Source organism: Bradyrhizobium nanningense (genome assembly GCF_004114535.1).
GTDB classification, from domain to species: Bacteria; Pseudomonadota; Alphaproteobacteria; order Rhizobiales; family Xanthobacteraceae; genus Bradyrhizobium; species Bradyrhizobium nanningense.
Genome location: NZ_LBJC01000027.1, coordinates 1 through 23,134, shown reverse-complemented (window position 1 = coordinate 23,134; position 23,134 = coordinate 1). Strand labels below are relative to the sequence as shown.

Sequence of the window (23,134 nt, the reverse complement as noted above, 5' to 3'; positions counted from 1 at the left end):
ACTACTCGAACGCCGGCCAGCAGCCGTCTTCCTCATGGCGCCCGCTCCGCTGGCTGCAGGTGTTGTCCAACAGACGCTGCCCGACATCCAGCCAGATCGCGCTCGGACCATACAGCCTGACGGCGTCAACCTTTTGGATTTCGACAGTTCTGCCGCATCGCCGGCAGCCCACCCTCAGTAAATGCTCTGCAATTTGGGCCAGCCGCAGCGCACGTGCGGATGCGCCTCGTCCCGGATCGGCCCCCTCGGCGCGCGGGTCGGCCAGAAGCGCCCCCCAGTATTCCGGCGGCAGATCACCGTTCGGGGCCGATCCGGACTTCGGCGCCACGTTTCTGCCGACGGAAGCGGCCATCTTGTCCATCTGCTTACGGGTCGGCATGCGCCAGCTCGCGGGTCGATCGGTCATGACCAACTAGAACATATCAAGAACAACAGAGTCGAGCCCCTTCAGAAAAAATGGTCCTGCAGCGTGGTCAGGCTGTCGGAACCATGCCCTGCCGTTCGTCTTGAATCCGGCCACCCTTGTTTCGGAGTACCGCGTTTCATGGCCCCCCGTGCCAATTGGAAAGGCTTTCTGCGTCTGTCCCTGGTGACTTGTCCGGTTGCGCTTTATCCGGCGACTTCGGAGGGCGAGAAAATCTCGTTCAACCAACTCAACCGGCAGACCGGCCATCGCATCAAGTACCTCAGGGTCGACGCTGACACCGGCGACGAGGTGCCGAACGAGGACATCGTCAAGGGCTACGAACTCGACAAGGGCCAGTACATCGAGGTCACCAAAGATGAGCTCGAGGAGATTGCACTCGAGTCCACGCGCACCATCGAGATCGACGAATTCGTCGACAAGGCCGACATCGACCCGCGTTATCTCATTCGCCCCTATTATCTGCGACCGGACGGCAAGGTCGGCCACGATGCATTCGCCGTGATCCGCGAGACCATCCGCGAGATGGACAAGGTCGCCATCGGCCGCGTCGTACTGACCAATCGCGAGCACATCATCGCGCTCGAGCCGATGGACAAGGGCCTGGTGGGCACGCTGCTGCGTTATCCCTACGAGGTGCGCAACGAGGCCGAGTATTTCGAGGAGATCGAGAACGTCAAAGTGACGAAGGACATGCTCGACCTTGCAAAGCACATCGTGAATCAAAAGGCCAGCAGCTTCGATCCGGAGAAATTCGAGGACCACTACGAAGCCGCGCTGATCGACCTCATCAACCAGAAGCGTGCCGGCAAGCCCATCACGCCGAAGTTCAAGCCAGCGACGACCAACGTGGTCGACCTCATGGAGGCGCTGCGGCGGAGCGTCGGCCGGGAGGCCACGCCGGCGAAGGCCGCAAAGCCAGCCAAGAAAGCGCGCAAGGCATCGAGTGGTCAGAAGGAGATGCTGATGCCGATCGAGGGCAAGAAGCCCAAGGAGACGGCAGCAAAGAAACCAACGGCCAAGCCGCAACGGAAGTCAGCCTGAGGTCGGAATAGGAGGACCGCATGGATATGAAAGAAGCTTCCGCGATGACCGAAGCCTCTGGCCTGGTTGATGATCAGGATGCCCTCGGCGCAGCGCAGCCGAGCAGCCAGACCGAGACGGCCTGGAGCCGAAAGTCGCGGCGCGAGCCTTCGAATGAGGCGGCGCTGCGCTGGGCCGAGCGGCTGCGCAAGGTGACGGTGCAAGCCCCGTTGTCCTCGCTCTTCGTCGCCTTCCTACTCGGTACCTGGGTTGCGCGCCGGCGCTAGGAGAAAGCCGCGGGCTGCCGACATCCATGGCAAGGAAGCTCAAGACATTCCAGACGTCGCTGGGCTTCTACGATCTGGCGATTGCGGCGCCGTCGATGAAAGCGGCGCTCGAGGCCTGGGGCGCTGGCAGCAATCTCTTCCATCAGGGCGTCGCCAAGGAGACGGACGACCTCGACGTGGTCGCCGCAACGATGTCGAAGCCCGGCGTCGTGCTCAAGCGCCCGGCGGGATCGAATGGCCGCTTCGCTGAGCAGTCCGATCTCCCGTCCGACCTGGGATCCGGTGAGAACGGGGTCCGGCGCGGAAGACAGCGGCCGAAGCCGGCGAAGCGAGCTGCTCCGAAAATCAGCGAACGAGAAGCCCGAAAGGCCGCGGCAGACTTCGAGAAGGAGCAGAAACGCCGCGATGCCGAGCGCCGGCGGGAACAGGTCGCCCGTGAAAGGGAGCGCAAACGGCGAGAGAGGGCGACGGCCAAAGCGCAAGCTGCGCTGGACAAGGCCCAGCGCGAGCACGAAAGAAAAGCAGCGGACATCCAGGCCGAGGTCGAGGCGCTTGAGAAGCGGTCACGCGCCGAGGATGATCGGTGGGAGAAGCAAAGAGAGCGGCTGTAAGCCTTGCTGAGACGTGCACGGGACTAGGGCATTGGCGGGCATTTCGCACAAGAACGTGAAGGTCCGGAGCGACTCGCCCCCTCCGACCCACACATTATTCCCGAGAGCAACGGAATCGTTTCACCGCCACCAGACTGATAAGGTTTCGATGCAATCCTTATCAGTCGCCTAACTGACTCCGTTTCGTATGTTTGCTTGCCAGTTGAAAATGCGGCGAAGTATCGCTCTCCAATCCACTTTACGGCGCAGCTCGCTGATGAGACGAAAGGATTGCTCTTTGGCACTCTAAGAGGTGTCCTCGCCAAGGACGGGAGTGGCTCGTGTCACGTCTTCGCGCGTGGTCGTTCGCCTCGGTGAACGCTTCGGTACGACATCACGAAAAACGTCCGGCTAAGAAGTCGAGCGGACAATGCCGGGGGCAGCACTGACCGGCGACATGTTTGATCGCGTCGTCAGCCAGCGTGCCGCCGATCGCGCGCACAATCTCCACCACGCCTTCCGAGCAACGGCCAAGGTAATCGCTCGCTCGCCCCGCGAACTGCCGCGTCCAAAGAATACGGCCTGACACGGTGTCGACAAAATCGGCGTCGAGGATGATCTCACCGCGATGAACACGCATCGTTCCCGCCACGCAATAGTCGGCCGCCAGTCGTGACCGCACGGTCGTAACATCCACGGTCCGGTGGTCGAGCGCCCGGCTCGACCAATGCGAGATCACCGCGATGAGGTTGGAGCGGCAAAGCGAACGGCACACTTCCTCGGCCAGCCAGTCTCCCAACGCGGCGTCGCTGGCCGACGCTTCGATTGAATCGGCGTTCATGGCGCGGAACGGCAGCACGGCGATCAGCGGGAGCATCGGCGCGCTCGGCGGCTGCGACCGCGTGCTGTACAACGAATAGATCTGCTGGGGGTCGAGACGGACTGCCGCCAACCAGCGATTGAAGCCTTCTTCGCGAAGGTTGATCTCTTCGAGGAACTCGCCCGCGCCCGGTCGACCGATGAAAGTACTTGCGAGAGGTCGAGCGCAAGATCGGCGTGGCTGGTGCTGAGCACCTCCGTGAAACAATCGCCCATGATTTGCCGGAGATTGGATAAGGCTCGCCTCAAGCTTTGCCGGCCGGTGTCATAGCAGGCTGTGCCCCACAACGTCTCCTGCAGGAACGCGCGCGTGCGACGGCCGAAAGGCGCGGTCGCAAGAAGCGCAAAGAGTGCCTTGTGCTTGGCACCCGTGATTTCGAAGCCACCGAACTGCGCAGACCGTACTACGCAAGCCCCGAAGAGATTGATCTCAATGCGCTTTGGCCGCCACAAGAGAAACCCCGAAAATAAATCAACCTAAAACTGTGCCAGGCTAGCACCACGCGGGAGTAAGTCCAAGCGAGTTCACGCTTTTTTCACGCCCATGGCGTGTGAAGGTGCACTAGCTTCCAAAGTCATGATCGAAGAAGACGACCAGAAGCTAACGCGACGGGAAGAGCAATGCTCGCCCCCGCGCGATCTGATCGAGTTCTATCATCGCTGGAGCGAATATCGCCCTTTTGTCGCCCGGCTCGCGAGCCGATCCGATCTCTCCGGTTCGGAACGGGAACTGCTTGGCTGGCTGATCCTTCTTGCCGACCGCATTGGGCAGCACGTCTTTAGCCATTGATTCACAAGCTCAGGCCAAACGCAGTGCTTCGAATGCCTGTCCTTCCGGAGGCACATGGAAGCTGAGCGCTACCCAACCCGACCCCTTGAGGACTCGATCCTCGACGAACTGATAAGGTTCGCGACCAAACCTTATCAGTGGCGAATGATAGGCTTAGCCTCACAGGGGACTCGGTATCGCCTTCAGCTGCCGCAAGCTTTACGAGACCTTGGCAGCAACCCGCGGCCTCGGTGATGGGAGGCAAAGCTTCGTGACCATCGGAAGAAGGGGGGTCCTGTCAACCCTCTTGAAAATGCGCCACTTTCTATTTGCGACGCGAGCAATCTACGGTCTTAGCCACGGTTGACGCCTGAAACCGTAGCTTGGACAACCCCGCGAATGCGTGACTCTTATTCTGCCCTCAGCGCATGGGGGCGGATCATGAATGCAATATCGGTCGTTGGCTGGGTCGTGCTGGTGGTGGCGTTTGTGACGGTCGTGGTAGCAGCAAGCCGACCTTCGGCGTGAGCGATACTACTGCTTTTTGGTCACGCGAGGTCCGACCCGGCCAGGGAAGAAAGGCGCAATGGCGGCTTCGTTAAACGGGATGCGATACTCCCGCTCGTCATCCCTCGCGATGAAATTAAACCGCGACCACGAAGCCAGAAATTCATCAGCGGTGAACCCGCCCTGTTTGGGCATTACAGCGGTGAGCTTGATAGGAGCACCGGAAGGCACAAGGTTGATTTGGTCGATCGCCACCAGTTGATCTGGTGCTTGCACCTTGAGAGTGATCTCGGACCCATCGATCGCCGAGCGTATAGCTGCCGAAATAAGCCTGACCTCGCGTTGCGACGCGTTCAACCCGTGAAACGAGAGTTGGTGGACATTAAGTCCTGCTGCTGACCCGCCAAACATCTCGAGATTTCCAAACCATCTGAGAGGACCGTCCTCAGCAGCTGGCGCAATGGAAGCAGCGCCAACCGTCGTCGAAGACGACCCGTTCCAGACCATCCACGCTCCGGCCGCGACCGCCATAGACCCGAACAGCCAAAGCCCTCCCAGTCCGACGAGTAAAAGCCATTGAAGTCCGGTCAAGCGCTTCGCCCCTGCTTTCAGCGCGTGGCGATTGAACCAGATCCACCATGCGACAATCGAGACCAGAAAGAGTGTTGCGGCCCAAAAAATGAGGTCGGAGAGCAGAGCGTACTGTGGATACTTCACCGGCACGACCCCGGCGAGCACCTGGACGACAAATCCCAGCAGAACCCAAATTGGACCAGACCGCATCAGATGAGACTAGCCGGGGCCACGCGCAAAACGCGAGTCCGAAGTTCCCGCAAATTGTGGACTTTCCACACCCACGAAGCGCAGTAGCTTGCGCGCATTCCGAGCCGCTAGGAATCATAGATCTGCAGAAGGTTCATTAGCGCTGCAGCATCGATAGAAGCCGCTGTCGGTCTTGCTGACGCTGCCGCTGGTTCTCGCGCATTATTTCCAGTTCGGCCTGCGCGCTGCTGAAATCCTGGTGTTGCCGTTTCAGGTCGACAATCATCGCCTCCTGCTCGGCCAGTCGCCGCTCAGCTTCGACGACATCGCGCTCCAGCTGCCTCAACTCATCAAAGAGTGCATCGTTAAACATGACGCGCAATCAAGGGCAGAAGGAGAAACGGCCCAGCACAACCCTAAATGCCGAGGCCGTTGAAGGTTGCTTGCCTTGGGGGCCAGCACAGCCAGCCTAGACCCGTCCGGAATTTTATTGCGGTCCACTTTTGCACAGAGCGATGGGAGGGCAGCTATGAAAGGAACTGAGAGCCCTGACGACAATTTCGGAGTCTTGCCAGCTTGCCGTTAGAGCTGGCAGAGCGGCCCCGGTCCATCTCAAAAGCCCCCCTGCAGCCGGGGCCGTCTCTCCGCGCCCGTACAAGGTCCGCTGTTCCGACGCCGCAGCATTCGCCCGACCTACGACGTTCAGTAGCTGTCGACCGTTCCGGACCACCAGTAATCGACAATTTGACTCTCGCGTGCGCCGCGCTTCGATGGCTGCATGCCTCGCCCTGCCCGACGCCACCGCCGACGGCCGGCCGCTCAAGATCAACTTCGGCCAGATGCGCGAGATGGGCTTGCGCGGTGTCCTGGTCTACTGCCATTGCGGACATCACATTGCCTTGGACGCTGATCAGTGGCCGGACGAGGTTGTCGGACATTGAGCCCCGCTTCGTCTGTCAGGGCTGCGGCGCCCGCGGCGCCGATGTACGGCCCGACTTCGAGCGCGGAGATCCGCGGCTTGCAATCACGGGCCATCGAACGCGATAGCCTAAAAAACGGCCCCAGCCATTTGGCGGCGACTGGGGCCGTTGGGACTTACTCCGGCCCGCAGGGGGGCATGGAGCCGGAGCACAGCACCAAGCGCGAGGCTTGCAGCTGGTTCCTAAGAAGAAGCCGGCCGCCAAGTGAGGCGGCCTCAATTCATTCGGCGCCGTAGCTTCCTGATGATCTCGCGCAGGCTTTCCACGTACTCCTTAACGACCCGTCGCGCCTCAAGTTCTGTTCCTGCATCGGAACGAAACTGGGCCACTAGCGGCCGGGAACGCTCGGTCGATTGCCAAGTTTTCCCGATGGCCCTTTTCCAAGGGCTATAACCCCGTCTGGCCCCAGCTTCGCCCGCCCAAACGGAGCTGGGGCCTCTTTTGCTCGGCAGTCGAGGAATTAGGACAAGAGCCTTACTTCGGGGCGTTCCGCTTATGAATACACGCACAGCGAACAAAACAGCGCCCATTATAGTCACAATCTGTTCTCGGTTGGAGAACGGCACCAGCGAGGTCTGCCGAGTCCATGAAAGCGGCCCCAGCTGGGCTGGCTGGGGCTGTTGGGGTCTGCTGCGGCTTCAAGGGGGGTTGGGAGCCCGAGCAGGAGGCGGACAAAATTGCCACTTGTTCCCGTCTCGTAAAGCCAGCGGAAAGTCCTATCTTCAGGACCATGCGTATGGCGTACGAGCTCTGCTTGGCCAGCGCGGCCAAGCTAGTCCCCTCAGGACCCGACTGGATTCATGAAGTAAAACACGACGGCTACCGGATGCTGGTCATTCGAGAGAATGAGCGTGTGCGCCTGCTCTCGCGCAACGGCACCGACTGGACCAAGCGCTATCCGTGGATCGCCGAGGCAGCGCTGAAAAGCCGGCAGAAGCGCTTTGTGATCGATGGCGAGGCCGTCATCCTGGGGGTGGACGGCATCAGCGACTTCAACGCGCTGCACAGCCGGCTATACGATCACGAGGTGCAGCTTTACGCCTTCGATATTCTCGCGATGGGCGGCGACGATTTGCGTGGTCTGCCTCTGCACCTCCGTAAGACAAACCTCGAGCGCCTATTGGCCCGGCGGCCGGACGGGATCACGGTGGCTCCCTTCGAGCGCGGCGAGATCGGTCCCGACCTCTTTCAGGCGGCTTGCCGGATGGGCCTAGAGGGCTTGGTCTCCAAACATCGTGATCGGCCGTACCGCGGCGGTCGGCAGAAGCACTGGATCAAGGTCAAGAACCGGAGCCATCCTGCAATGGGGCGAGAGCTATGACGAGCGAAGGAAGACCCATTGGCCCGCCGGTGCGAAACGAGGCAGAACATTTTGTCCGCTGCCCAGTCTGTGGCGCGATGATTGATATGCGCGACCTCGCCGAAGTTATGGATCACTTGCACGGACAGGAGATTGAAGAGGAGCCAACAGTGCAATGACCGTATGGATTTACGATCAGGGCGAGGAGTTGAAGGTCTTCGCCACCGAGGAAATCGCTCAAGCGTGGCTCGATGAGAACGATCCGGAAGGCGTCGCATTCGAGTACGAGGTGATTGGCCCGCCAGTGTGAACCGGCGGGCCGCGCAGGAGTGGTACTCAAGCGTCGACATTCGCGAAAATTAGCGAGTCATGTCAGACGCTTTGGGTGATGCCGAGGCGAGATGTTCATCGCAGCCTAGCCACACTGCGCTGCCGAAGCGGACTTCGGAGGCCGGATGGCCTATACTTGGCCGAGTAGCCAGTCACAGTTTAGCTGGAGTGGCCGCCATGATGAAGAACGTTGTAGCCGGATGCGTCGCAGCGGCTTTGATTGTCCTGGCCTTGATTGGCTTCGCCCAAAAGCACCGTGAATGTCGGAACGGGTACATTTTCCAAACTTGGCACGGGCACGTGCTCAAAAAAACCCATGAGCCCTGCGGGTCCGTCGGCCCTTCAATATAGGCGCGGGACCGAAGCCCCGCGCCCAGGCTTCACCGCCTCAGCCGGCGGGCGTGCACCGCCAGCCGCTGGCGATGGTCTTGTGGGTTCGGCGTCGGCGCTTCATGACGCCTCCTGGCTGACGTGCCAACCATCATCTTCGTATTTCATCTCAAAGCACTGCAGCATTTCTAAGAGATGGTACACGGCGAACAAAGCCAAGTTTCGCTTCTCGCAGAGCGGAGGTTCGCCGTCCGCATCGTGGGCGAGATTTGCAGCGATGCGGCCCATGTTGACCACGTCGCGTAGATCGCTCTCCAACTCGCGGTAGGCCCTTGCATCTCGTCGGTCGCGTTCGATCTTTTCCATGCGTCCAGCGTGGGGGAAACGGATTGCGTTGCTCATTGCTGTTGCCCTCCGCCCTGTTGCACGGCGAGCTGGAAGAGCTCCGCGAGGAGGAGGCGAGCCGCCTCCACGCCTTTCCAGAGAATGGCGGCCTCGTCGATGAAGGGATCGACCCGGAGCGCCTCGCCCCTGTGGAGCTTTCCTGCAACCGTTACAGCGTGGGAAACGCTAAGGCAGGGGTGCCGCAACGGATTGCGCCCGCGGCTGGCTCGCTGCCGGCCGGTTACGAGGAGGTCGAGAGAGCGGACGTTTTCGGGCGGCAGAGCGCGTGCTGCGCGCCGCGCGGCCAGTTCGATGACGTTGGACATGGTGGTGCTCTCGGTTTCGGCCGATCAAAGCCGTCGCCGGTGACAGACCGGCAGCCGGGGGTTGATCACCAGCCGAGAAGACTGGTCGAGACGCTTTTAAGGGTTGCCCCTCTGGACAGCACGCTCGCCCCCGGCCAATATGGTTGGGTTCGGAGCCGCGCCGCCAAGCGCGTCCGTTCTGAGCCTCAAAGGCTCGTCAGCCGCCGAACGCTGCCAGGCGTCGGGGCAAATTCCTGCCAGGGAATGCGGCTCTATTCTCGGTCCGGGTGATCAAACCCAGCTGCCAGTCCACGATGATTTGGTTAAGATTGTCCATTCCCTTGCAGGGGAAAATTTGCGTGCTTGCGCCTTGGTGTCGCTCGCCGTCAGCGTGTCATGGAGGCGAAGAGCGATGGGACAAAAGGCCCCCATTTTGAAGCGGGCGCGCCCTCTGCCCGATCTGCTAAAAATGATCCAGGAGCTCGAGGACCTGAGAGAGAAGGTCCGGCTCGCCGAAGCCGCCCGCGTGCTGCACTAAGCCTTGGCGGTCCGGCCCTTCGGCGGGCCAGGTAGGAACGCTGCAGCCACGTACCGCATTCGGCTGGTATGGAGTGGTTCTCTGTACCGTTGCTAGTGGCAGCCGCGTTCATCCTCGGCGTCATCGTTGGCTATGGCATTCGAGCGCTCATTTCCGCAGGGAAACGAGCCGCGGCCCGCCGCAGGCGCCATGATTTCAAATGACACTAGGGCGAAGCCGTGCAGCTGGCCGGTCCCTCTCTCTCCATGAACACCGATCAGGCGCCGGTGGCTGGATTGGGAATGATTTGCTGGCCGAGCTGACGAGCCAGTCGGCGCAGAATGCGATGCTTGGTTTCCAATACTTTCGCCTCGTATTGAGCCACGCCGGTCTCGACGAAGTCGAGGCCTTTGACCATAACGCGCCAGAAGAGCGTGGCTAGTTTTCTCGCAAGGGCCTTGTTCGCCACCAAGCCGCCGCGCCGTGCGGCCATGCGCCTGTAGAAGCCGCCGAGAGCGACGTGTTTGCTGCGGGCCAAGGCACGGGCCATCACACAAAAGATCTGGCCGGCTCGTCGTTCAGGCTTGCCGGTCTTGGCGGCCGAAACGCGCCGCCCACAGCCTTCGCTGGGCCGTGCACCGCCTCATAAGCCGCGTTCCGCTTCGCGATCAGTTTCGCGCCCTGCCCGGGGTCAGGTCGCGGCGGATCAGCGTTTCGTCGACTTCAGCGAGCCAGACGGATGGCTGACAGGAGCGCACAATAAAGTTGGTCTCGAGCAGGAACACTATTCAGCGCGGCGAGGTTTGTTCTTCATCGGGGGCTAGGCTTTGCGGAGTTCTCTTCCATGGCTACCCAGATCGTAATGAACAGCACAGGCGACAGCAGACATTTTTTTGAGCAGGACGACCGCAATGGGCTCGCCGAGGCTGAGCAGCGGTTCAAGAAGCTGACCTGCGAGGGATTTACCGCTGCCACTCGGACAGCGTCCGGCGATCTCAAGCTGATAAGATCATTTGATCCAACAACGGAGGAAACGCTGTTCTATCCGCACTTAGTCGGCGGTTAAGCCGTCGCAGTACGGAAGATGTTTTTGTTCGGACGCAACGGCGTCGCTCAGGGTGCGCGTTTGCGTGCCCTGCGTGCGCTCTATCGGAGCTTCAATGACAAAGTGGCCCGGAAGCGCGTGCACGTCGCCTTTTGCGAGAATGGTTATCTCCAGAACAGCGCGCGCAATTTGATACTAATGGCTTTTTTGACGTTACTGGCTCTCAAACCGGCCGACGATACCGAATTCATCAAGGCACCATGGGGAATGTTTTGGAGCTTGACGACAGAATGGAGCCTAAGATCGGGTGGTGCTTCCTCCCGGACCGAGACTTGGCAATTGGCGATGTGATGCTCGCCCAGAAGATCGCGCTCGAAACTGACGAAGCCGCAGTTCTCGCGATCGCCAAGCCGTTTTCTCGGAGCCTGCCGTCTGTGCCCCAAGCGGCGCGGCGCGCTCACTAGAGCTGATCATGGGTGGGACCGTCGCCTGTGACGGGGCCCCTTGCCGCGAAGGCCCCGCGACGCGAAACGAGGACGACTTCGCGACTGCATCCAGTATCGGCGCTGGGCGCGATCGCCGCAAGAACGTCCGTGCGTTAGTGTTACTTGGGCCGCCGCCGAACTACCTTTTTGGCCGCTTTGTGGATCGACCTCGTGAGACCATTTCCTCAACAGTTCGCAACACCCTAGCGAATTCGGACCGCAAGTGCTGCGCGTGTGCCGCATCCTGCCGCACGGTCCCCGTGACAAGGGTGCCGCGGCCCTGCTGCGCCTCGATCGTCGCGGGCGAGCAGCTTCACCGCCTGCCTGATCGTGACCCGGCGGCACTGCTACGAACTGGGACGGTGGAGTGACCAGCAATCCCTACCTAGCAAGCCCAATGCCAACCGACCGCGAAGGTGATCCTTTGCCGGGCGGAGCTTGATTCGTCATGCTGGAAGCCATTCTCCTATTGCTGGGAATTGGGGCCGCAGCCCTTCTGCCGATCGCCTTCTGGGGACTGCATCATCACGTATGACTGCGCCTCGGCGGCCTAGCGCCTCAAGTGGCGCCGGTTCACGCGGCGGGCTTGCTGCACGCGACTGTGATGACTGTGAGAAACGCCGTGTGAAGTAGTTCACAAGCGGGAGGTATCTCTGCGCCTAGCATGGGCGCTTCCACTGGAGGGAAGCGCAATGAGGTGGAACTTGGCAACCTATCGAACGCTCGCGCTGACCGCCGCTGTTCTAGCGGCAGCTGGTACCACTATGGCCATCGGTACTCCTCGTGGAGTCCACGAACCGATGTTGGGATCCGATTGGCAATGCAGCCGGACCATGCTGCTCGTGACCACGTGCGCACTGAAGCATTGAGCACAATAGCCGCAGACGCACGCTCGGTAAAGCTTAGCGGGCGCTCGTTCACACATCTCGACCCTAATGAATGTCGGCCTAACAATCGGTTAAGGAAGAACTCATAGCTTGTTCCGCCATTGACCTGCATCCCGTCAACGCATGACGAGGTGGGTCCAGGACGGGGCCGATACCATGGCGGACCTCAGGGAAAAATTGGACAAACTCCGTGCCGACGCCGCGGATTTGGCCCTTATGAGCAGGCGAACGAGCGACCCGCAAAAGCGCGCCCTTTTCGAACGCTTGGCAGATGAGCTCGCCATAGAGGCTCTCGAACTTGAGCAGGTGGTGAAGCTGCAAAGCCGGCGCTCCGGTCACAGCGACATGGACAAAGTCGTGCCCCTCCAGGCGCGTCCAGATCGTCGCTGACACAATCCCGCTTCCCTTTGTGGGCCACCGCCTCAACTCGCGGCCTCTCGTTCACGGCTGGCGAGCCTTCATGCTGCAACGGCTCAAGGTCTCTCCGGTCTGGTCTACAGTCCAAACTCCTCCGGCTCCAAGGTCGGCGGGTTTTTCATTGGGGCCTAGCCGTCCTGGCAGCTGATGCCGAGTCCGTCGCAGGTGAGGGCGAATAAGTCCTTTGTTTTTGAATCTTCAAAGCAGAACCTTGTGCCTATCTCCGCGCGGTCGGTCCACCAGCCAACGTTAGCTCCTTGGGCGATGCGGGCGGCTTCGCCTCGTAACAGGTCCAGTCGTTTCCCGGCGGCACGAACAATCAGGCAATTCTCCTTGGGCATAAACGTCCTCCAACGGCAATTTGGATTCCGCAAATTGTCGGTACAGAAAAACTTAGAACTTGCCGCGAGGGAAACAGAGCTTGTTGGTGATTAAAAGCAGCCGGCCTGCACGAAGGCCGCAGCGACTCCGCGCATGATCAAAAGACACCGGGTGAAAAGATCTAAGTGAAATATACAGCCAGCTCCGGTGGAATGATCCTATCGCGACATTTCTGGCTCGCAATATGATCCATTTCACAATCGGCCGCACCATGCATCAAGGGGCCGCCGCCGATGGGTTTGCTGGAAGACTACGGTTTGAAACGCTCAATTTGCATATGCTTAAAGTTCCGTGTGACTCGCTCAGAAGCTTCGAGAATTCAGGCTTTTGAGACAGGTGGGCATTCGTGCATTTGCGCAACCAACGCTACCATGCTGAAAGCGACCCGGCACGCAACTCCCAAAGGCAGAGAGCTATCACGACCTGTTTGGGCATGGTGGCCTCCTGACCACAGCCGCCTCTAGTTTCACTGACGTACGAGCTTGGATCTCATGCCGATCAGCATGGTGTAGGCAAGTCGTCGCCAAATCAGGTTCATCAGGACTAGCATGGTGGCATCCCCGCGTCTGATGCCATCAACCTAGAACCTTGCCTGTTTCCGGACGACTTCGCCGATCGCGTAAAATGGTTTCGTGCATCGGCGGTAGCCGCGCCAGCCGCTGGCAACGCCAACGGGCCGGCTTCGGCGCGCGCCAGCTTTTCCGCTCGGCCGGCTGCCCGGCGACGATCCAAGCATCAGTGCAACGGCGTCGGGCGCATTGCTCAAGAATTCGCCTTGCAATTGTGCCCGTCCACTGTCGTAATGCTATGATTGTCGAGATATTTTTCAGTCCAGTAGTGTTGAGGTCGTGATGAGTATTTCCGATCGAACTTTCGACGCCGCTTTTGCTCTGCACCAACGTATCGTATTTATCGAATGTCAAATTGCTGAATTAGGTGTCCTGCGAAACCGATTAGCGCAAGCTCAGTTGCGCCGCTCGCGGTCAAGGTCGAGCCGTTCAGCTTCCAAGAAACTAGGTCGGCGCCCTAGGTGTAGGTAACTCTCCGCGCAACCAACCCCGAGTTGCCGTCTGCCCCTCGTAAGCCCGAGCTATGGGCAATTTCGTGAGTCGGGGGGATTCATGGAACGGCAGCCGTTTGAGAGCATGTCTCTCGAAGAGCTTTGGCGACTCCATACGGTCGTCAATGACATTCTTGCCGCGAGACTCGTGGCCAAGAAGGAAGAGCTCGAACGGCGTTTGGGACTGCTCAACCGGGAAGACAAGCCTCCCAATTAATAGGATCGCCTGATTGGCGGGCCGCCTGCCCTTCACGCTGACGAGCCTCTGTACTAGCACTTGCAGTGCCGCGCCGATCGTGCGGAACGTCGCGGCGCTGGCCGCAGGAGACGTCCTATAAGCTTTTAGGCGCTCCTGCGGCCTTTCGTCGTTGCTCCGGCGCTCTTACCCCGCAATTGGATCGGCAGCCGGGAGCATTGGGGCTGGTTAACGATCCCTGCCATGATCGCTTCCAGACTGGTGCGCCTGTCCCAGCTCGCTCACTCCGGGCGATCTCCTTGGCGATCTTTTTGGCGATCTCTTCCTTCTTCCTCGGCAGGCGGTTGATCGAGCGCCGGCCCGGGGTCGAACTGCACAAAGGTCGAGATGCGGATCTCTAAAGCCGGTTTCCCTCATCAAAACGGGTGAAGTGCAATTTTGCTGTCTCTATGGCAAAGTGCGTGAGAGAGCGGACTGCTGAGCCCTCTCGTTCTATTTTGAGACTAGTGAGACAATCGCCAGTCGTGAACCGGCTAGCGTCCACCCTTAGATTCTTCAAGCACGAGGGGCCCGCTCACACGTGCCTATGCAGTCCCCAAAACGCAATAAGCAGAAGGGCCACGGCTCCAATTCCCAGCAGCATGAGAATAGCTTCCAGCATGACGAATCAAGCTCCGCCCTTGCACAGGCTACACCCCGGCGGGAAATTGTCATCAAAGGCTGAGCCGCGCGCCCAGATTGAAGGTTCTGCTCAGTTGGCCCGCGCTCAAATCGACCTATATGCGTGCCGGGCGGCTGTCTTTCGCGACCCCGTCGTAGCGTGCTCCAAGATGAGCGCACCGAGCATCGCAACAGCCACTCGTGGCGAGCCTTGAACGTCCGGAAGATCGGTGCAGAGAGAGACCTGGCGAGACGGCAACTGGAGGCCGAGATGGATCTCGCTGAGCGGAACTTTAGACAGAAGCAGTTGCTTCGTGACTATCGCGCAGAGTGGAATTCGGCGAAGCGATGCCGATGATCAGCGGGCCTGAGCCGGTGTTCGGCGCTTTGCAGGCGCGCGTCGCGAGCTCATGAAACTGTCGAATTGCTGGCAGCAATACCTCATCCGTCGTCAGTGGATATTGGAAGTCAGGCCATCGGGGTAAGGCGCGGCCCATCTTCGTAGCTACTCACCGTAGCTATTTGCGCGACGTCCCTTTTGATCCAAAGAAGTCGATGTCTTTTCAGCATCCTGTCGTTGTTGGTGTGGAGGAGCGGATGTCCGCCACGTCAATGTGAGTCGACAATGCCCGCTCCGCGCACACGCGGAGCTGCACTGACATATGTTGAGTTCATCAATTCGAACGATAGCCGCACTTGCATGGAAGCGGAGCATGAATTTCAGCATGCTCCTACCGCGTGAAACTCGAATCCAGCTAAGCGAAAAACTGGTAGTCAGACGTGGGGAGACCACCGGCTGTGGAGTTTCCTGTCAGCGTGATTGTCCATTTGTGGGCGAAAGATTTGACGCCTCCAACCCGGAAATTGGAAAGGTCGGCACATTCGCTATCGTGCCCGCTGGCCAAGCGCATTTCGTTTGGACCTTAGACGAAGAAGCCGTCGTTCAACTTCAATTTGAGGGTCCTTCGAAGACAATTTTCGTCGATCCAGCGGATGAGCCGCAACAGAAGTAGCGCTACTGGCGAATGTCGCTTGTTGGCCCATCGCTGCCACGTCCTACGGCCAAGGATATGTCGGCTGTCAGGGGTAGACCGAACTAACTTAAGCTGGGCTAAACCGTCGCGATTGACTCGATGCCGACATTTCAGCTCTCCAATTTTGCACCTACAACTGTGACGGTCTTGCCTATCTCGAAACTCAACAGATCTTCGCCGACGACGAGCGGCCCGGAATAGGTCTCGCGCGTCGCTGAAATTAAATCCCCTATGCTAGGCGCCGCGACGGCTCTGCTCGCAAGCATAACGAGATGGGTAAAAGCCGCCATTTTCGGCCTTGTCTTCGCAAATACCCGTCCAGCCTCCTGCGGCGAGGTGTGATGATTGAGGATGCGCTGGATGTAAATTTCATCCAAAAGTTCAAGGCGCGCCATCGCTACCTCATGCACCAGCAGATCGGCGCCCGCGCCGTAGCGCACCACGTTGGCGTTGTAGCGAGTGTCGCCGGAGATCACGGCAACCCGGCTCTGGTACTCGATCCGGTAACCATAAGCCGGCTTGATCGCCTCACCATGGTCGACCGAGAAGGCAATAACCCTTAGATCGCCGGCCTCGTAGACGATGCCGTCCTCGGAAAATTCCTTCACAGTGATAGCGGCGTGCTCGCGGGCGAGCTTCTCATCCTCGATACGAATCTCGATGTCCTGCGCATAAGCCGCTTCGAGATGATGCATAAGCCTTGCGGTGCCGACCGGGCCGATCACGTTGAACGGCCGACGACGGTTGGCGAAATAGGAGCTCAGCCAGCCTGTCAACCAGAGGTCGGGAATGCCCACGGTGTGGTCCGAATGAAAATGCGTGAGCAATAGCGCATCGAGTTTGCCGATGGGAACACCGAGCTGAAAGAGCCGCATCGTGGCGCCGCGACCAGCATCGATAAGGAGAGTGTGATCGCCCGCCTCGATAAGCGTGCTCGGCCCGAACCGATCTGGACGGGGGATCGGTACCCCCGTCCCGAGCAGCGTCACCCGGAAATCCGCGGTCATTGCTACTCGACCTTAATGCCGGCATCGGAGACGACTTGGTGCCAGTGCGTGATCTGATCGCCGACCATGCGGCCAAATTGCTCGGGCGTGCCGCCTGCGGCTTCGGCGCCGATCTTTCCCAGTGCTTCCCGCACCGACGGCCTTTGTAATGCCTTGTTGATCGCTGCGTTGAGCTGCGTCACCGCTTCCTTCGGCGTGCCGTGTTTGACCGCAAACCCCGTCCAGTCCTCGACAACCAACGACGGATAACCTGCTTCGACGATGGTTGGCACGTCAGGAAGGGTCGGCACGCGCTTCGGGCCAGTCACTGCCAGAGCCCGCAGCTTGCCGGTCTTGATCAGGTCTACCACGGGCAAAATTGTGATGAACTGGAAGGCGTTGGTGCCGTTGAGCAGGTCGCCGATTGCTTGCGAAAATTGCGCGTATGGAACGTGCTGGGCGCGCGTACCGGTCTGCTGCTTGAACTGCTCGCCGATCAGATGCGCGGGCGTGCCGAACCCCCCCGAGGAAAACGTCAGCTTGTCCCGCTGGCTTTTTAGCAAGGCGACCAGCTCCGCCACTGTCGTCGCCGGCACAGACGGATTCACCACCAGCACATTGTAGGATACGGTCGCCTTGATGACGGGATCGAAATCTTTGTCGAGGTCAAACGCGATTTTGGGCAACAGGGACGGCGCCGCGACCGATGGCACCGACATCGCATAGAGGCTGTTGCCGTCCGCCGGTTGATTTAAGACGTCGGTCGCAGCAATGGTCGTGACGCCGCCGGGGCGGTTCTCGACGACCACGCGCCAGCCTTCCGATTCCGCCAATTCCTTTGAAATGATGCGGCTTATGATGTCGGGCGGCGTACTGGCCGAGTTCGGCGCCACGAAACGAACAGTCCCAGAAGGAAAGGATTGTGCTGAAATCGGTAGGCTAGAAGCCATCAAAAGCGCCACGGCCGCGATCGGCAATGCAGTTCTTTGGCTAAACTGGCGAGGTGTCATGGAAGTCTCCATCAAGGGATGAACTCTCAATCCGCAACCTGCAGGCACATGACTTTCCAGCGGGTCGATGAAAGACGCTATAAAAATCGACGTGCGTTTCGCAATGTGAAACGCTATGTTCCACAATGTGGAATCTGGATGGACGGAACTCTGGTGGCGGGACCTAAAATCATCAAGAGCCTAGAGCGAGGGCTGCAGGTGCTTCAGGCGCTGCAAATGCAGCCGGACTCCTCGCTTCAAGAACTTTACATTTTGACCGGCATCTCCAAGCCCAGCCTGCTTCGGATCCTCCACACCCTCGCTCGGTCGGGCATCGTCACGCGACGGCTTGGCGACGGCCGTTATCGCATCGGCGCGATGCTTTCGCAGCATGCGCCGTCGCACCGTGAACATCGCGACAAGATTGCGGAAGCCGCGGCTCCGATTTTGGACCGATTATGCGAGCGCGTATCTTGGCCATCAGATTTGATGGTGCCTGCCGGCGATCACATGGAGATCTGCGAGACAACCCGAGCGCGGAGCCCGTTCCTGTTGCAGCAGGAGCGCATAGGATTGCCGGTAAACTGGTTATGGTCTGCCGTGGGGACGGCTTATCTTGCGTACTGTCCTGCGAAAGAACGACAGCGCGTCATTGGCTTGCTGCGCGCGTCCACCCGCCCGGAAGATCGGCTGGCACGCGAACCGGCGCGGCTGAGTGCCATTCTCGATGAGGTTCGGGCGCGCGGTTACGGCATACGGAACTCCATGCACACAGGAGGCTACTATGGCGGACCGCCGCACTCAGACGGCCTGTTTTCAATTTCTGTTCCCCTGCTGGACGGACCCCGCGTGCTGGGAGCGATCAATATGCTGTGGCTCAAGAACGCATTCTCCATCGAAGCGTTCGCGGCCCGTCATCTCGGCGAACTTCAGAATGCAGCGGCGGAAATCGCAAGTACAGTTCGGCGGCGAAGAAAGCGTTGATGTCTCCTAGGGGCCCATAGCGCCGAGCCGTGACGTTCACTCTGGCGTCGGCTGTTTGGGGGAAACCGGACGTGGTTGAGGGCATGCGAAATCGACGCTCATGACCCATAGCGGACGCCAGCTTGCAACGCTGGAATTATCTATTTTCAGCCGCGCGTGCCTTCAACGGGATAGTACGGGCAGATACACTACGCCATCATGTTGAGAGGACTGACATGCGGCGGCGGCAGTTTATCGGTCTAATCTGGGGCGCAGGGGCGTCGTTGCCTTTAAGGGCTTTGGCGCAGCAGCGCGAGAGGACGCGGCACATTGGCGTGTTGATGCACTTGTCGGCCGATGATCCGGAAGGTCAAAGCCGCGTTGTTGCCTTTCTCCAGGGGTTACAAGAAGCAGGTTGGGCCGTCGGCCGCAATGTATCCGTTGACGTCCGATGGGCAGCGGCGGACATTGAGGTGATGAAACGAGCTGCGACAGAGCTGGTTGCGCGCCAACCCGACCTCCTATTCACGAGCTCAACACCAGCCGCTGCGGCGATGTTGGAAGCTACCCGCACCATTCCCGTCGTTTTTGTATTGGTCGCCGATCCGGTTGGAACGGGCCTGATTGCAAGTCTTCCGCGGCCCGGCGGCAATATGACAGGGTTTGCTCCAATCGTACCTTCTCTTGGTGGCAAGTGGGCAGAGCTAATCAAGGAAATCGCGCCTTCCGTCCGTCGGATCACGATGCTGTTTAACCCGTTATCGGCGACCTTCATCGAAAGCTATGCCGACACTTTCAAAAAAGCGGCTTCGTCACTGGGCGTCGAAGCTAAACTTGCACCCGTAGAAAATATGGACGCAATTGAGGCCCAGGTCACTGGTGAGGCTGGTAAGACAGATGGCGCTCTCGTCATCATACCCGATGCCTTCACAGAACTTCATCGTGCGGAGATCATCTCCCTGACAGTGAGGCATCGTGTTCCCGCTATCAATTGGTCCCGATCATTCGCTGAAGGCGGCGGCTTGATCTCCTATGGTCCCAACCTTGTGGAGGAATATAGGAGGGGGGCCACGTACGCCGACCGCATCCTTAAGGGCGCGAAAGCAAGCGAACTTCCAGTTCAAACACCAATCAAGTTTGAACTGGTGGTCAATACGAAGAGCGCTAAAAGTCTTGGTCTTGTTGTCCCTTCGGCGCTTTTGGCTCGCGCCGACGAAGTGATCGAATGACCGCTTCTGGCCCCTTTGAGACCTATCGACTATCTGCGGGAATGTCCGTTTCTCGGGGTAAGTCGGAAGTCACGAGCGGGCAGCCACATTGCGGACTATCGGGCTTACGCGGACGTTGCGCTAGTTGTCTTCGATCAGGAGCAGCCCGCGTTTTTTATCGCCGTCGAGGGTGTCCATCGCAGAGAACAGCCGCTGACGCTGGATCAGCCAAGGCTTGTAATGTTCATTCACATCAAGGACAAACACTAAATCCTCGTCTTTCAAATACCCTCCGATCGGGGAAAAGTGACCGACCCCGGCGCCAAAGATTTTATCTCGGGCAAAATTGACAATGTAGCGGCGGCCGGGGTCGTTGCTGCGTTTCATATGCTCGCGGAATTCCTCGCCCGTCAGATTCCGAAGGACGGTGATCCTCCGACGGGTTTTGGCGCGCGCGACATCGGCAAGCTCATCAAGCGTAAGACCCATAAAGCAAATGCCTGTCCAACATTTTCCTGTTCCTTCGAGCACCAGGGTCTCGGTTGTCTTCTGCTCGTCGAGCGAACGAAACGTGTTGGCGACACTGGCTGGGCCACAGCGTGAGCCATTCGATTGCCATGTGATTTCCATCCTAAACGTAGTCGCGACCGGAAGCCGCCATGCGCGGTCGATCAATTCTGATCTTTGAATGACCGAAGATTGGATCGCCTCTGGGGCTACGCTCTGTCGGCTAACGGCAAAATAGCCGGAGCCGCTAAATAGAACGAGACCAACTGCTACACCGAAACGTCCGACGCGTTTCATGGAAGCGACTCTAAGAACGGGGTGGAGGCGAAAACGCTATCACAGCCGGATGCATCTGCCAGGAACGAGAACGTCAGCTTTCGGATTCCTGTCTGCGTGGAGTTTAAGCGCTGCCCGCTTCGGGCGCGTGTGCGGCAGCTCACATCATGCAAGAGAATCGTGATTTCCCGAGCGCAATATCGGCAGGTTGTGACCAGAAGCGCAGCGCCTCAACGTGACGGAGATGTGCTATTCCTTTGGTCGGAGGCGCCGACCCGCATACTCGGTCTAGGACCTGCCGGCCTGCCGTGAGGTGATCCAATGAAGCGGCGCGAATTTATCACACTTATCGGCGGCGCGGCGACGTGGCCGCTCTCCGCGCGCGCCCAGCAAAGGCGGAAAGTTGCCCGGGTCGGCGTGCTCTGGCACGCGGGGAGCGCCGAGCAAGAAGCGGTTTTCCTGAGGCCGCTGCTACAAGGGATGACTGAGCTGGGATACGTCGAAGGGCAAAACGTCGTCTACGAACATCGCTTTGCGGCGGAACAGCCAGAACGCTTCAAAGCGATGGCTGCGGAGCTGGCGCAGCTCAAGCTCGATGCCATTATCACCTCCGCGCCGGCAGCCTCGTACGCTGCGAAGGTCGCAACGACGACAATTCCGATTGTGTTCATTGTCGTTCCGGACCCGGTAGAAGGCGGGCTGGTCGATAGCCTCTCGCGTCCAGGGGGCAACATCACCGGATATGCAGTGGTGGACGTCAGCCCCAAGCGGCTTCAACTGTTCAAGGAGAGCCTTCCTGGCCTTTCTCGCGTAGCGCTGCTCATCAATCCAGATAACCGATCAACTGCCCAGCGCTTTGTCGATCATGCTCAAGCAGCGGGCGATCCGCTGAATCTAACGGTTCAGCCGGTCGAGGTGCTCGGTCCGCAAGGTTTTGAGCGCGCTTTCTCGCAAGTCCCCCGAGACCGAAAGACCGGCGTGATGACAGTTTTCGACTCCATGTTTTTCAATGAGCGCAGGAAAATGGCGCAAATTGCAATGGCGCATGGCGTGCCTGTGATGGCACCTGCCGACGTCTACGTGACGGCAGGCCTGCTGATGTCCTATGGTCCCAATCTGGTCGACCTGTACCGGCGCGCGGGTCTTTACGTCGATAAGATTCTCAAGGGCGAGAAGCCCGGCACTCTTCCCGTCGAGCAACCAGTCAAGTACGACTTCACCATCAATCTAAAGACCGCCAGGGCAATAGGCCTCGACCTCCCGCCGTCTCTGCTCGCCCGCGCGGACGAGGTTATCGAGTAGCATTGCCAGGCGCGCAGTCAATTGCTGCGGTGCATGCGTCAGGTTTTGGCCCATAGCGCCGAGCCGTGACGTTCACTCTGGCGTCGGCTGTTTGGGGGAAACCGGACGTGGTTGAGGGCATGCGAAATCGACGCTCATGACCCAAGGCGGAAGTCGCTCATTTGATTTTATTGTGGCGCGCAGCACAAGCTTCCTGTGATAATTCAATCTGCTTGATGGCTTCGGCAGGGGCTCTCCATGAGACGGCGCGACTGTTTGCGGTTGATCGGAAGTGCGGTCGGCGCACTTCTTCTGCATGGTGCATCCAGCGCACAGCAGAAGATGCGTCGGCTGGCATTCGTTCATTCTGGCATCCCCGCCGATCAGCTCACCGAGAGCGCTGGTCCATTCTGGGTACGACGGGTCTACCAGACCCTGCGTGAATTGGGGGATGTGGAAGGACAGAACCTTATCGTGGAGCGCTTTTCGGCAGGAGGCCGATACGAACAGTTCGCCCCCCTCGCCGCCGACGTCGTAAGCCGCAAGCCAGACGTCATCATTCTCAACTTCAACGACCTCGCCAAGAAATTCACGGCTGCCACTTCGACGATCCCGCTGGTTGCTATCACTGGCGATCCAGTTGCAGCCGGATTGCTCACCAGTCTCGCTCATCCCGGCGGCAATCTGACCGGCGTGAGCATCAATGCCGGTCTCGAAATTTACGGCAAGCGCTTGCAGCTCATCAAGGAAGCAATGCCAACGACTAGGAAAGTAATGGCTCTTTTTTCCGGCGCGTTAAGCGGCATGTCCGCATATGAAGAAGCTGCGCGACAATTGGGAATAGAACTGACCGCGAAACAGCTGGCCGAGGTGAATGATGCTCAACTTCGCCATACCTTCGCGGAGATTTCGGAGCAGCAATTCGATGCCGCAATAGTAGATGAAGGCGGCAGCTTTCTGGCGCAACGGACCCTCATGGCAGCACTCGAAGAGCAATACCGTTTGCTGGTGCTTTATCCATACCGTGACTATGTCGAAGAAGGCGGAGCAATGGCCTATGCGCCGGACCTCGGAGAGCTGGCGCAGCGAATTGCCAATGACGTCCATCAAATTCTCAATGGCACCAAAGCTGGCGACATCCCATTCTATCAGCCCAGCAAGTTTCAATTGATCGTCAACGCAAGAGCAGCCAGGGCGTTCAATTTGTCGCCGACACTGATTGCCCGCGCTGACGAGGTGATCGAATAACGACGCATTGCTGCGGTGCACGAGCCTGCTGTTGATGCTGTTGTCTAATCGCTACCGGGGCGTCAAGCATCTAATCGCTGAGGAGACACTGCCGGGTGCATGGTTGTCTTCGCGGTCGGCATCA

At 59.2% G+C, this 23,134-nt stretch carries 26 protein-coding genes and 2 pseudogenes; 17 read left to right on the top strand and 11 right to left on the bottom strand.

Going from position 1 to position 23,134, the window contains the following annotated elements; translation table 11 throughout:
- Position 1 precedes the first annotated feature (1 nt).
- The gene (locus tag XH84_RS22070; protein ID WP_128919864.1) at positions 2 to 406 is read right to left on the bottom strand and encodes a hypothetical protein; all 405 of its coding nucleotides are present in this window, start codon (positions 404 to 406) and stop codon (positions 2 to 4) included.
- 138 nt (positions 407 to 544) lie between these two features.
- On the opposite strand from XH84_RS22070, the gene ku reads away from it, so the two are divergent.
- The 3 genes from ku to XH84_RS22055 are packed head-to-tail and all read left to right on the top strand — an operon-like array spanning position 545 to position 2,345.
- Entirely contained in the window at positions 545 to 1,468 is a 924-nt protein-coding gene (ku, locus tag XH84_RS22065; RefSeq protein ID WP_128919708.1) for a non-homologous end joining protein Ku, read from the top strand.
- A 20-nt stretch (positions 1,469 to 1,488) separates the two neighbouring features.
- Positions 1,489 to 1,734 carry a hypothetical protein gene (locus tag XH84_RS22060; protein WP_128919707.1) on the top strand — a complete coding sequence of 82 codons (246 nt, stop codon included), beginning with the start codon at positions 1,489 to 1,491 and terminating at the stop codon, positions 1,732 to 1,734.
- A gap of 26 nt (positions 1,735 to 1,760) precedes the next feature.
- Entirely contained in the window at positions 1,761 to 2,345 is a 585-nt protein-coding gene (locus XH84_RS22055; protein ID WP_128919706.1) for a cell envelope biogenesis protein TolA, read from the top strand.
- Positions 2,346 to 2,718: 373 nt separating this feature from the next.
- Here XH84_RS22055 and XH84_RS40880 read toward each other — a convergent pair whose 3' ends face one another.
- The gene (locus tag XH84_RS40880) at positions 2,719 to 3,201 is read right to left on the bottom strand and encodes a hypothetical protein (protein WP_245471804.1); all 483 of its coding nucleotides are present in this window, start codon (positions 3,199 to 3,201) and stop codon (positions 2,719 to 2,721) included.
- A gap of 579 nt (positions 3,202 to 3,780) precedes the next feature.
- Between XH84_RS40880 and XH84_RS22045 the strand changes: the two genes are divergently transcribed.
- Complete coding sequence (locus XH84_RS22045; protein WP_128919705.1) at positions 3,781 to 3,993, top strand: hypothetical protein; 213 nt, start codon at positions 3,781 to 3,783, stop codon at positions 3,991 to 3,993.
- Between the two features lie 513 nt (positions 3,994 to 4,506).
- Here XH84_RS22045 and XH84_RS22040 read toward each other — a convergent pair.
- Both XH84_RS22040 and XH84_RS22035 read right to left on the bottom strand, forming a co-directional pair.
- Positions 4,507 to 5,217 (bottom strand): hypothetical protein, encoded by a 711-nt coding sequence (locus XH84_RS22040; RefSeq protein WP_128919704.1) that lies wholly within the window; start codon positions 5,215 to 5,217, stop codon positions 4,507 to 4,509.
- Between the two features lie 181 nt (positions 5,218 to 5,398).
- A complete protein-coding gene (locus tag XH84_RS22035; RefSeq protein ID WP_128919703.1) occupies positions 5,399 to 5,614 on the bottom strand; it encodes a hypothetical protein in 216 nt (71 codons plus the stop codon).
- A 405-nt stretch (positions 5,615 to 6,019) separates the two neighbouring features.
- On the opposite strand from XH84_RS22035, the pseudogene XH84_RS22030 reads away from it, so the two are divergent.
- The 3 genes and pseudogenes from XH84_RS22030 to XH84_RS41420 all read left to right on the top strand — a co-directional run bounded on the left by XH84_RS22030 (position 6,020) and on the right by XH84_RS41420 (position 7,831).
- Positions 6,020 to 6,288, top strand: a pseudogene (locus XH84_RS22030) (hypothetical protein).
- A gap of 669 nt (positions 6,289 to 6,957) precedes the next feature.
- Positions 6,958 to 7,542: an ATP-dependent DNA ligase gene (locus tag XH84_RS22025; RefSeq protein ID WP_430641934.1), complete on the top strand. Its 585-nt coding sequence runs from the start codon at positions 6,958 to 6,960 to the stop codon at positions 7,540 to 7,542.
- Positions 7,543 to 7,696: 154 nt separating this feature from the next.
- Positions 7,697 to 7,831: a hypothetical protein gene (locus tag XH84_RS41420; protein ID WP_283811959.1), complete on the top strand. Its 135-nt coding sequence runs from the start codon at positions 7,697 to 7,699 to the stop codon at positions 7,829 to 7,831.
- Between the two features lie 470 nt (positions 7,832 to 8,301).
- Here the strand turns inward: XH84_RS41420 and XH84_RS22020 are convergent, their stop codons facing one another.
- Both XH84_RS22020 and XH84_RS22015 read right to left on the bottom strand, forming a co-directional pair.
- A complete protein-coding gene (locus XH84_RS22020; protein WP_128919701.1) occupies positions 8,302 to 8,583 on the bottom strand; it encodes a hypothetical protein in 282 nt (93 codons plus the stop codon).
- Positions 8,580 to 8,891 carry a hypothetical protein gene (locus XH84_RS22015; RefSeq protein ID WP_128919700.1) on the bottom strand — a complete coding sequence of 104 codons (312 nt, stop codon included), beginning with the start codon at positions 8,889 to 8,891 and terminating at the stop codon, positions 8,580 to 8,582. The genes XH84_RS22020 and XH84_RS22015 overlap by 4 nt, the downstream gene beginning before the upstream one ends.
- Positions 8,892 to 9,282: 391 nt before the next feature.
- Here XH84_RS22015 and XH84_RS41415 point away from each other — a divergent pair, with 391 nt between their 5' ends.
- Positions 9,283 to 9,408: a hypothetical protein gene (locus tag XH84_RS41415; RefSeq protein ID WP_283811958.1), complete on the top strand. Its 126-nt coding sequence runs from the start codon at positions 9,283 to 9,285 to the stop codon at positions 9,406 to 9,408.
- A gap of 256 nt (positions 9,409 to 9,664) precedes the next feature.
- On the opposite strand, the gene XH84_RS22010 is transcribed toward XH84_RS41415, so the two are convergent.
- Positions 9,665 to 9,937, bottom strand: a complete 273-nt coding sequence (locus XH84_RS22010) for a hypothetical protein (RefSeq protein ID WP_128919699.1) — start codon at positions 9,935 to 9,937, stop codon at positions 9,665 to 9,667.
- A gap of 294 nt (positions 9,938 to 10,231) precedes the next feature.
- On the opposite strand from XH84_RS22010, the gene XH84_RS22005 reads away from it, so the two are divergent.
- From XH84_RS22005 to XH84_RS21990, 3 genes and pseudogenes are all read left to right on the top strand, one after another.
- The gene (locus XH84_RS22005; RefSeq protein ID WP_128919698.1) at positions 10,232 to 10,453 is read left to right on the top strand and encodes a hypothetical protein; all 222 of its coding nucleotides are present in this window, start codon (positions 10,232 to 10,234) and stop codon (positions 10,451 to 10,453) included.
- An 18-nt stretch (positions 10,454 to 10,471) separates the two neighbouring features.
- Positions 10,472 to 10,896: pseudogene (locus XH84_RS22000) on the top strand (hypothetical protein).
- A 1,064-nt stretch (positions 10,897 to 11,960) separates the two neighbouring features.
- Entirely contained in the window at positions 11,961 to 12,194 is a 234-nt protein-coding gene (locus tag XH84_RS21990) for a hypothetical protein (protein ID WP_128919697.1), read from the top strand.
- Between the two features lie 155 nt (positions 12,195 to 12,349).
- On the opposite strand, the gene XH84_RS21985 is transcribed toward XH84_RS21990, so the two are convergent.
- The gene (locus tag XH84_RS21985) at positions 12,350 to 12,562 is read right to left on the bottom strand and encodes a hypothetical protein (protein ID WP_128919696.1); all 213 of its coding nucleotides are present in this window, start codon (positions 12,560 to 12,562) and stop codon (positions 12,350 to 12,352) included.
- Between the two features lie 1,161 nt (positions 12,563 to 13,723).
- Between XH84_RS21985 and XH84_RS39930 the strand changes: the two genes are divergently transcribed.
- Together XH84_RS39930 and XH84_RS21980 are read left to right on the top strand one after the other, a co-directional pair.
- Positions 13,724 to 13,879: a hypothetical protein gene (locus XH84_RS39930; protein WP_164936286.1), complete on the top strand. Its 156-nt coding sequence runs from the start codon at positions 13,724 to 13,726 to the stop codon at positions 13,877 to 13,879.
- Positions 13,880 to 15,231: 1,352 nt separating this feature from the next.
- Positions 15,232 to 15,531 carry a cupin domain-containing protein gene (locus XH84_RS21980; RefSeq protein ID WP_128919695.1) on the top strand — a complete coding sequence of 100 codons (300 nt, stop codon included), beginning with the start codon at positions 15,232 to 15,234 and terminating at the stop codon, positions 15,529 to 15,531.
- 131 nt (positions 15,532 to 15,662) lie between these two features.
- Here the strand turns inward: XH84_RS21980 and XH84_RS21975 are convergent, their stop codons facing one another.
- The gene (locus tag XH84_RS21975) at positions 15,663 to 16,559 is read right to left on the bottom strand and encodes an MBL fold metallo-hydrolase (RefSeq protein ID WP_128919694.1); all 897 of its coding nucleotides are present in this window, start codon (positions 16,557 to 16,559) and stop codon (positions 15,663 to 15,665) included.
- Between the two features lie 2 nt (positions 16,560 to 16,561).
- Positions 16,562 to 17,548, bottom strand: a complete 987-nt coding sequence (locus XH84_RS21970) for a Bug family tripartite tricarboxylate transporter substrate binding protein (RefSeq protein WP_164936285.1) — start codon at positions 17,546 to 17,548, stop codon at positions 16,562 to 16,564.
- A gap of 138 nt (positions 17,549 to 17,686) precedes the next feature.
- On the opposite strand from XH84_RS21970, the gene XH84_RS21965 reads away from it, so the two are divergent.
- Together XH84_RS21965 and XH84_RS21960 are read left to right on the top strand one after the other, a co-directional pair.
- Positions 17,687 to 18,511 (top strand): helix-turn-helix domain-containing protein, encoded by an 825-nt coding sequence (locus XH84_RS21965; protein ID WP_164936284.1) that lies wholly within the window; start codon positions 17,687 to 17,689, stop codon positions 18,509 to 18,511.
- A gap of 215 nt (positions 18,512 to 18,726) precedes the next feature.
- The gene (locus XH84_RS21960) at positions 18,727 to 19,719 is read left to right on the top strand and encodes an ABC transporter substrate-binding protein (RefSeq protein ID WP_128919691.1); all 993 of its coding nucleotides are present in this window, start codon (positions 18,727 to 18,729) and stop codon (positions 19,717 to 19,719) included.
- A gap of 120 nt (positions 19,720 to 19,839) precedes the next feature.
- Here the strand turns inward: XH84_RS21960 and XH84_RS21955 are convergent, their stop codons facing one another.
- A complete protein-coding gene (locus XH84_RS21955) occupies positions 19,840 to 20,502 on the bottom strand; it encodes a phytochelatin synthase family protein (RefSeq protein ID WP_128919690.1) in 663 nt (220 codons plus the stop codon).
- A 300-nt stretch (positions 20,503 to 20,802) separates the two neighbouring features.
- On the opposite strand from XH84_RS21955, the gene XH84_RS21950 reads away from it, so the two are divergent.
- Entirely contained in the window at positions 20,803 to 21,783 is a 981-nt protein-coding gene (locus tag XH84_RS21950; RefSeq protein WP_128919689.1) for an ABC transporter substrate-binding protein, read from the top strand.
- Positions 21,784 to 22,020: 237 nt separating this feature from the next.
- Positions 22,021 to 23,010 carry an ABC transporter substrate-binding protein gene (locus XH84_RS21945; RefSeq protein ID WP_128919688.1) on the top strand — a complete coding sequence of 330 codons (990 nt, stop codon included), beginning with the start codon at positions 22,021 to 22,023 and terminating at the stop codon, positions 23,008 to 23,010.
- Positions 23,011 to 23,134: the final 124 nt, after the last annotated feature.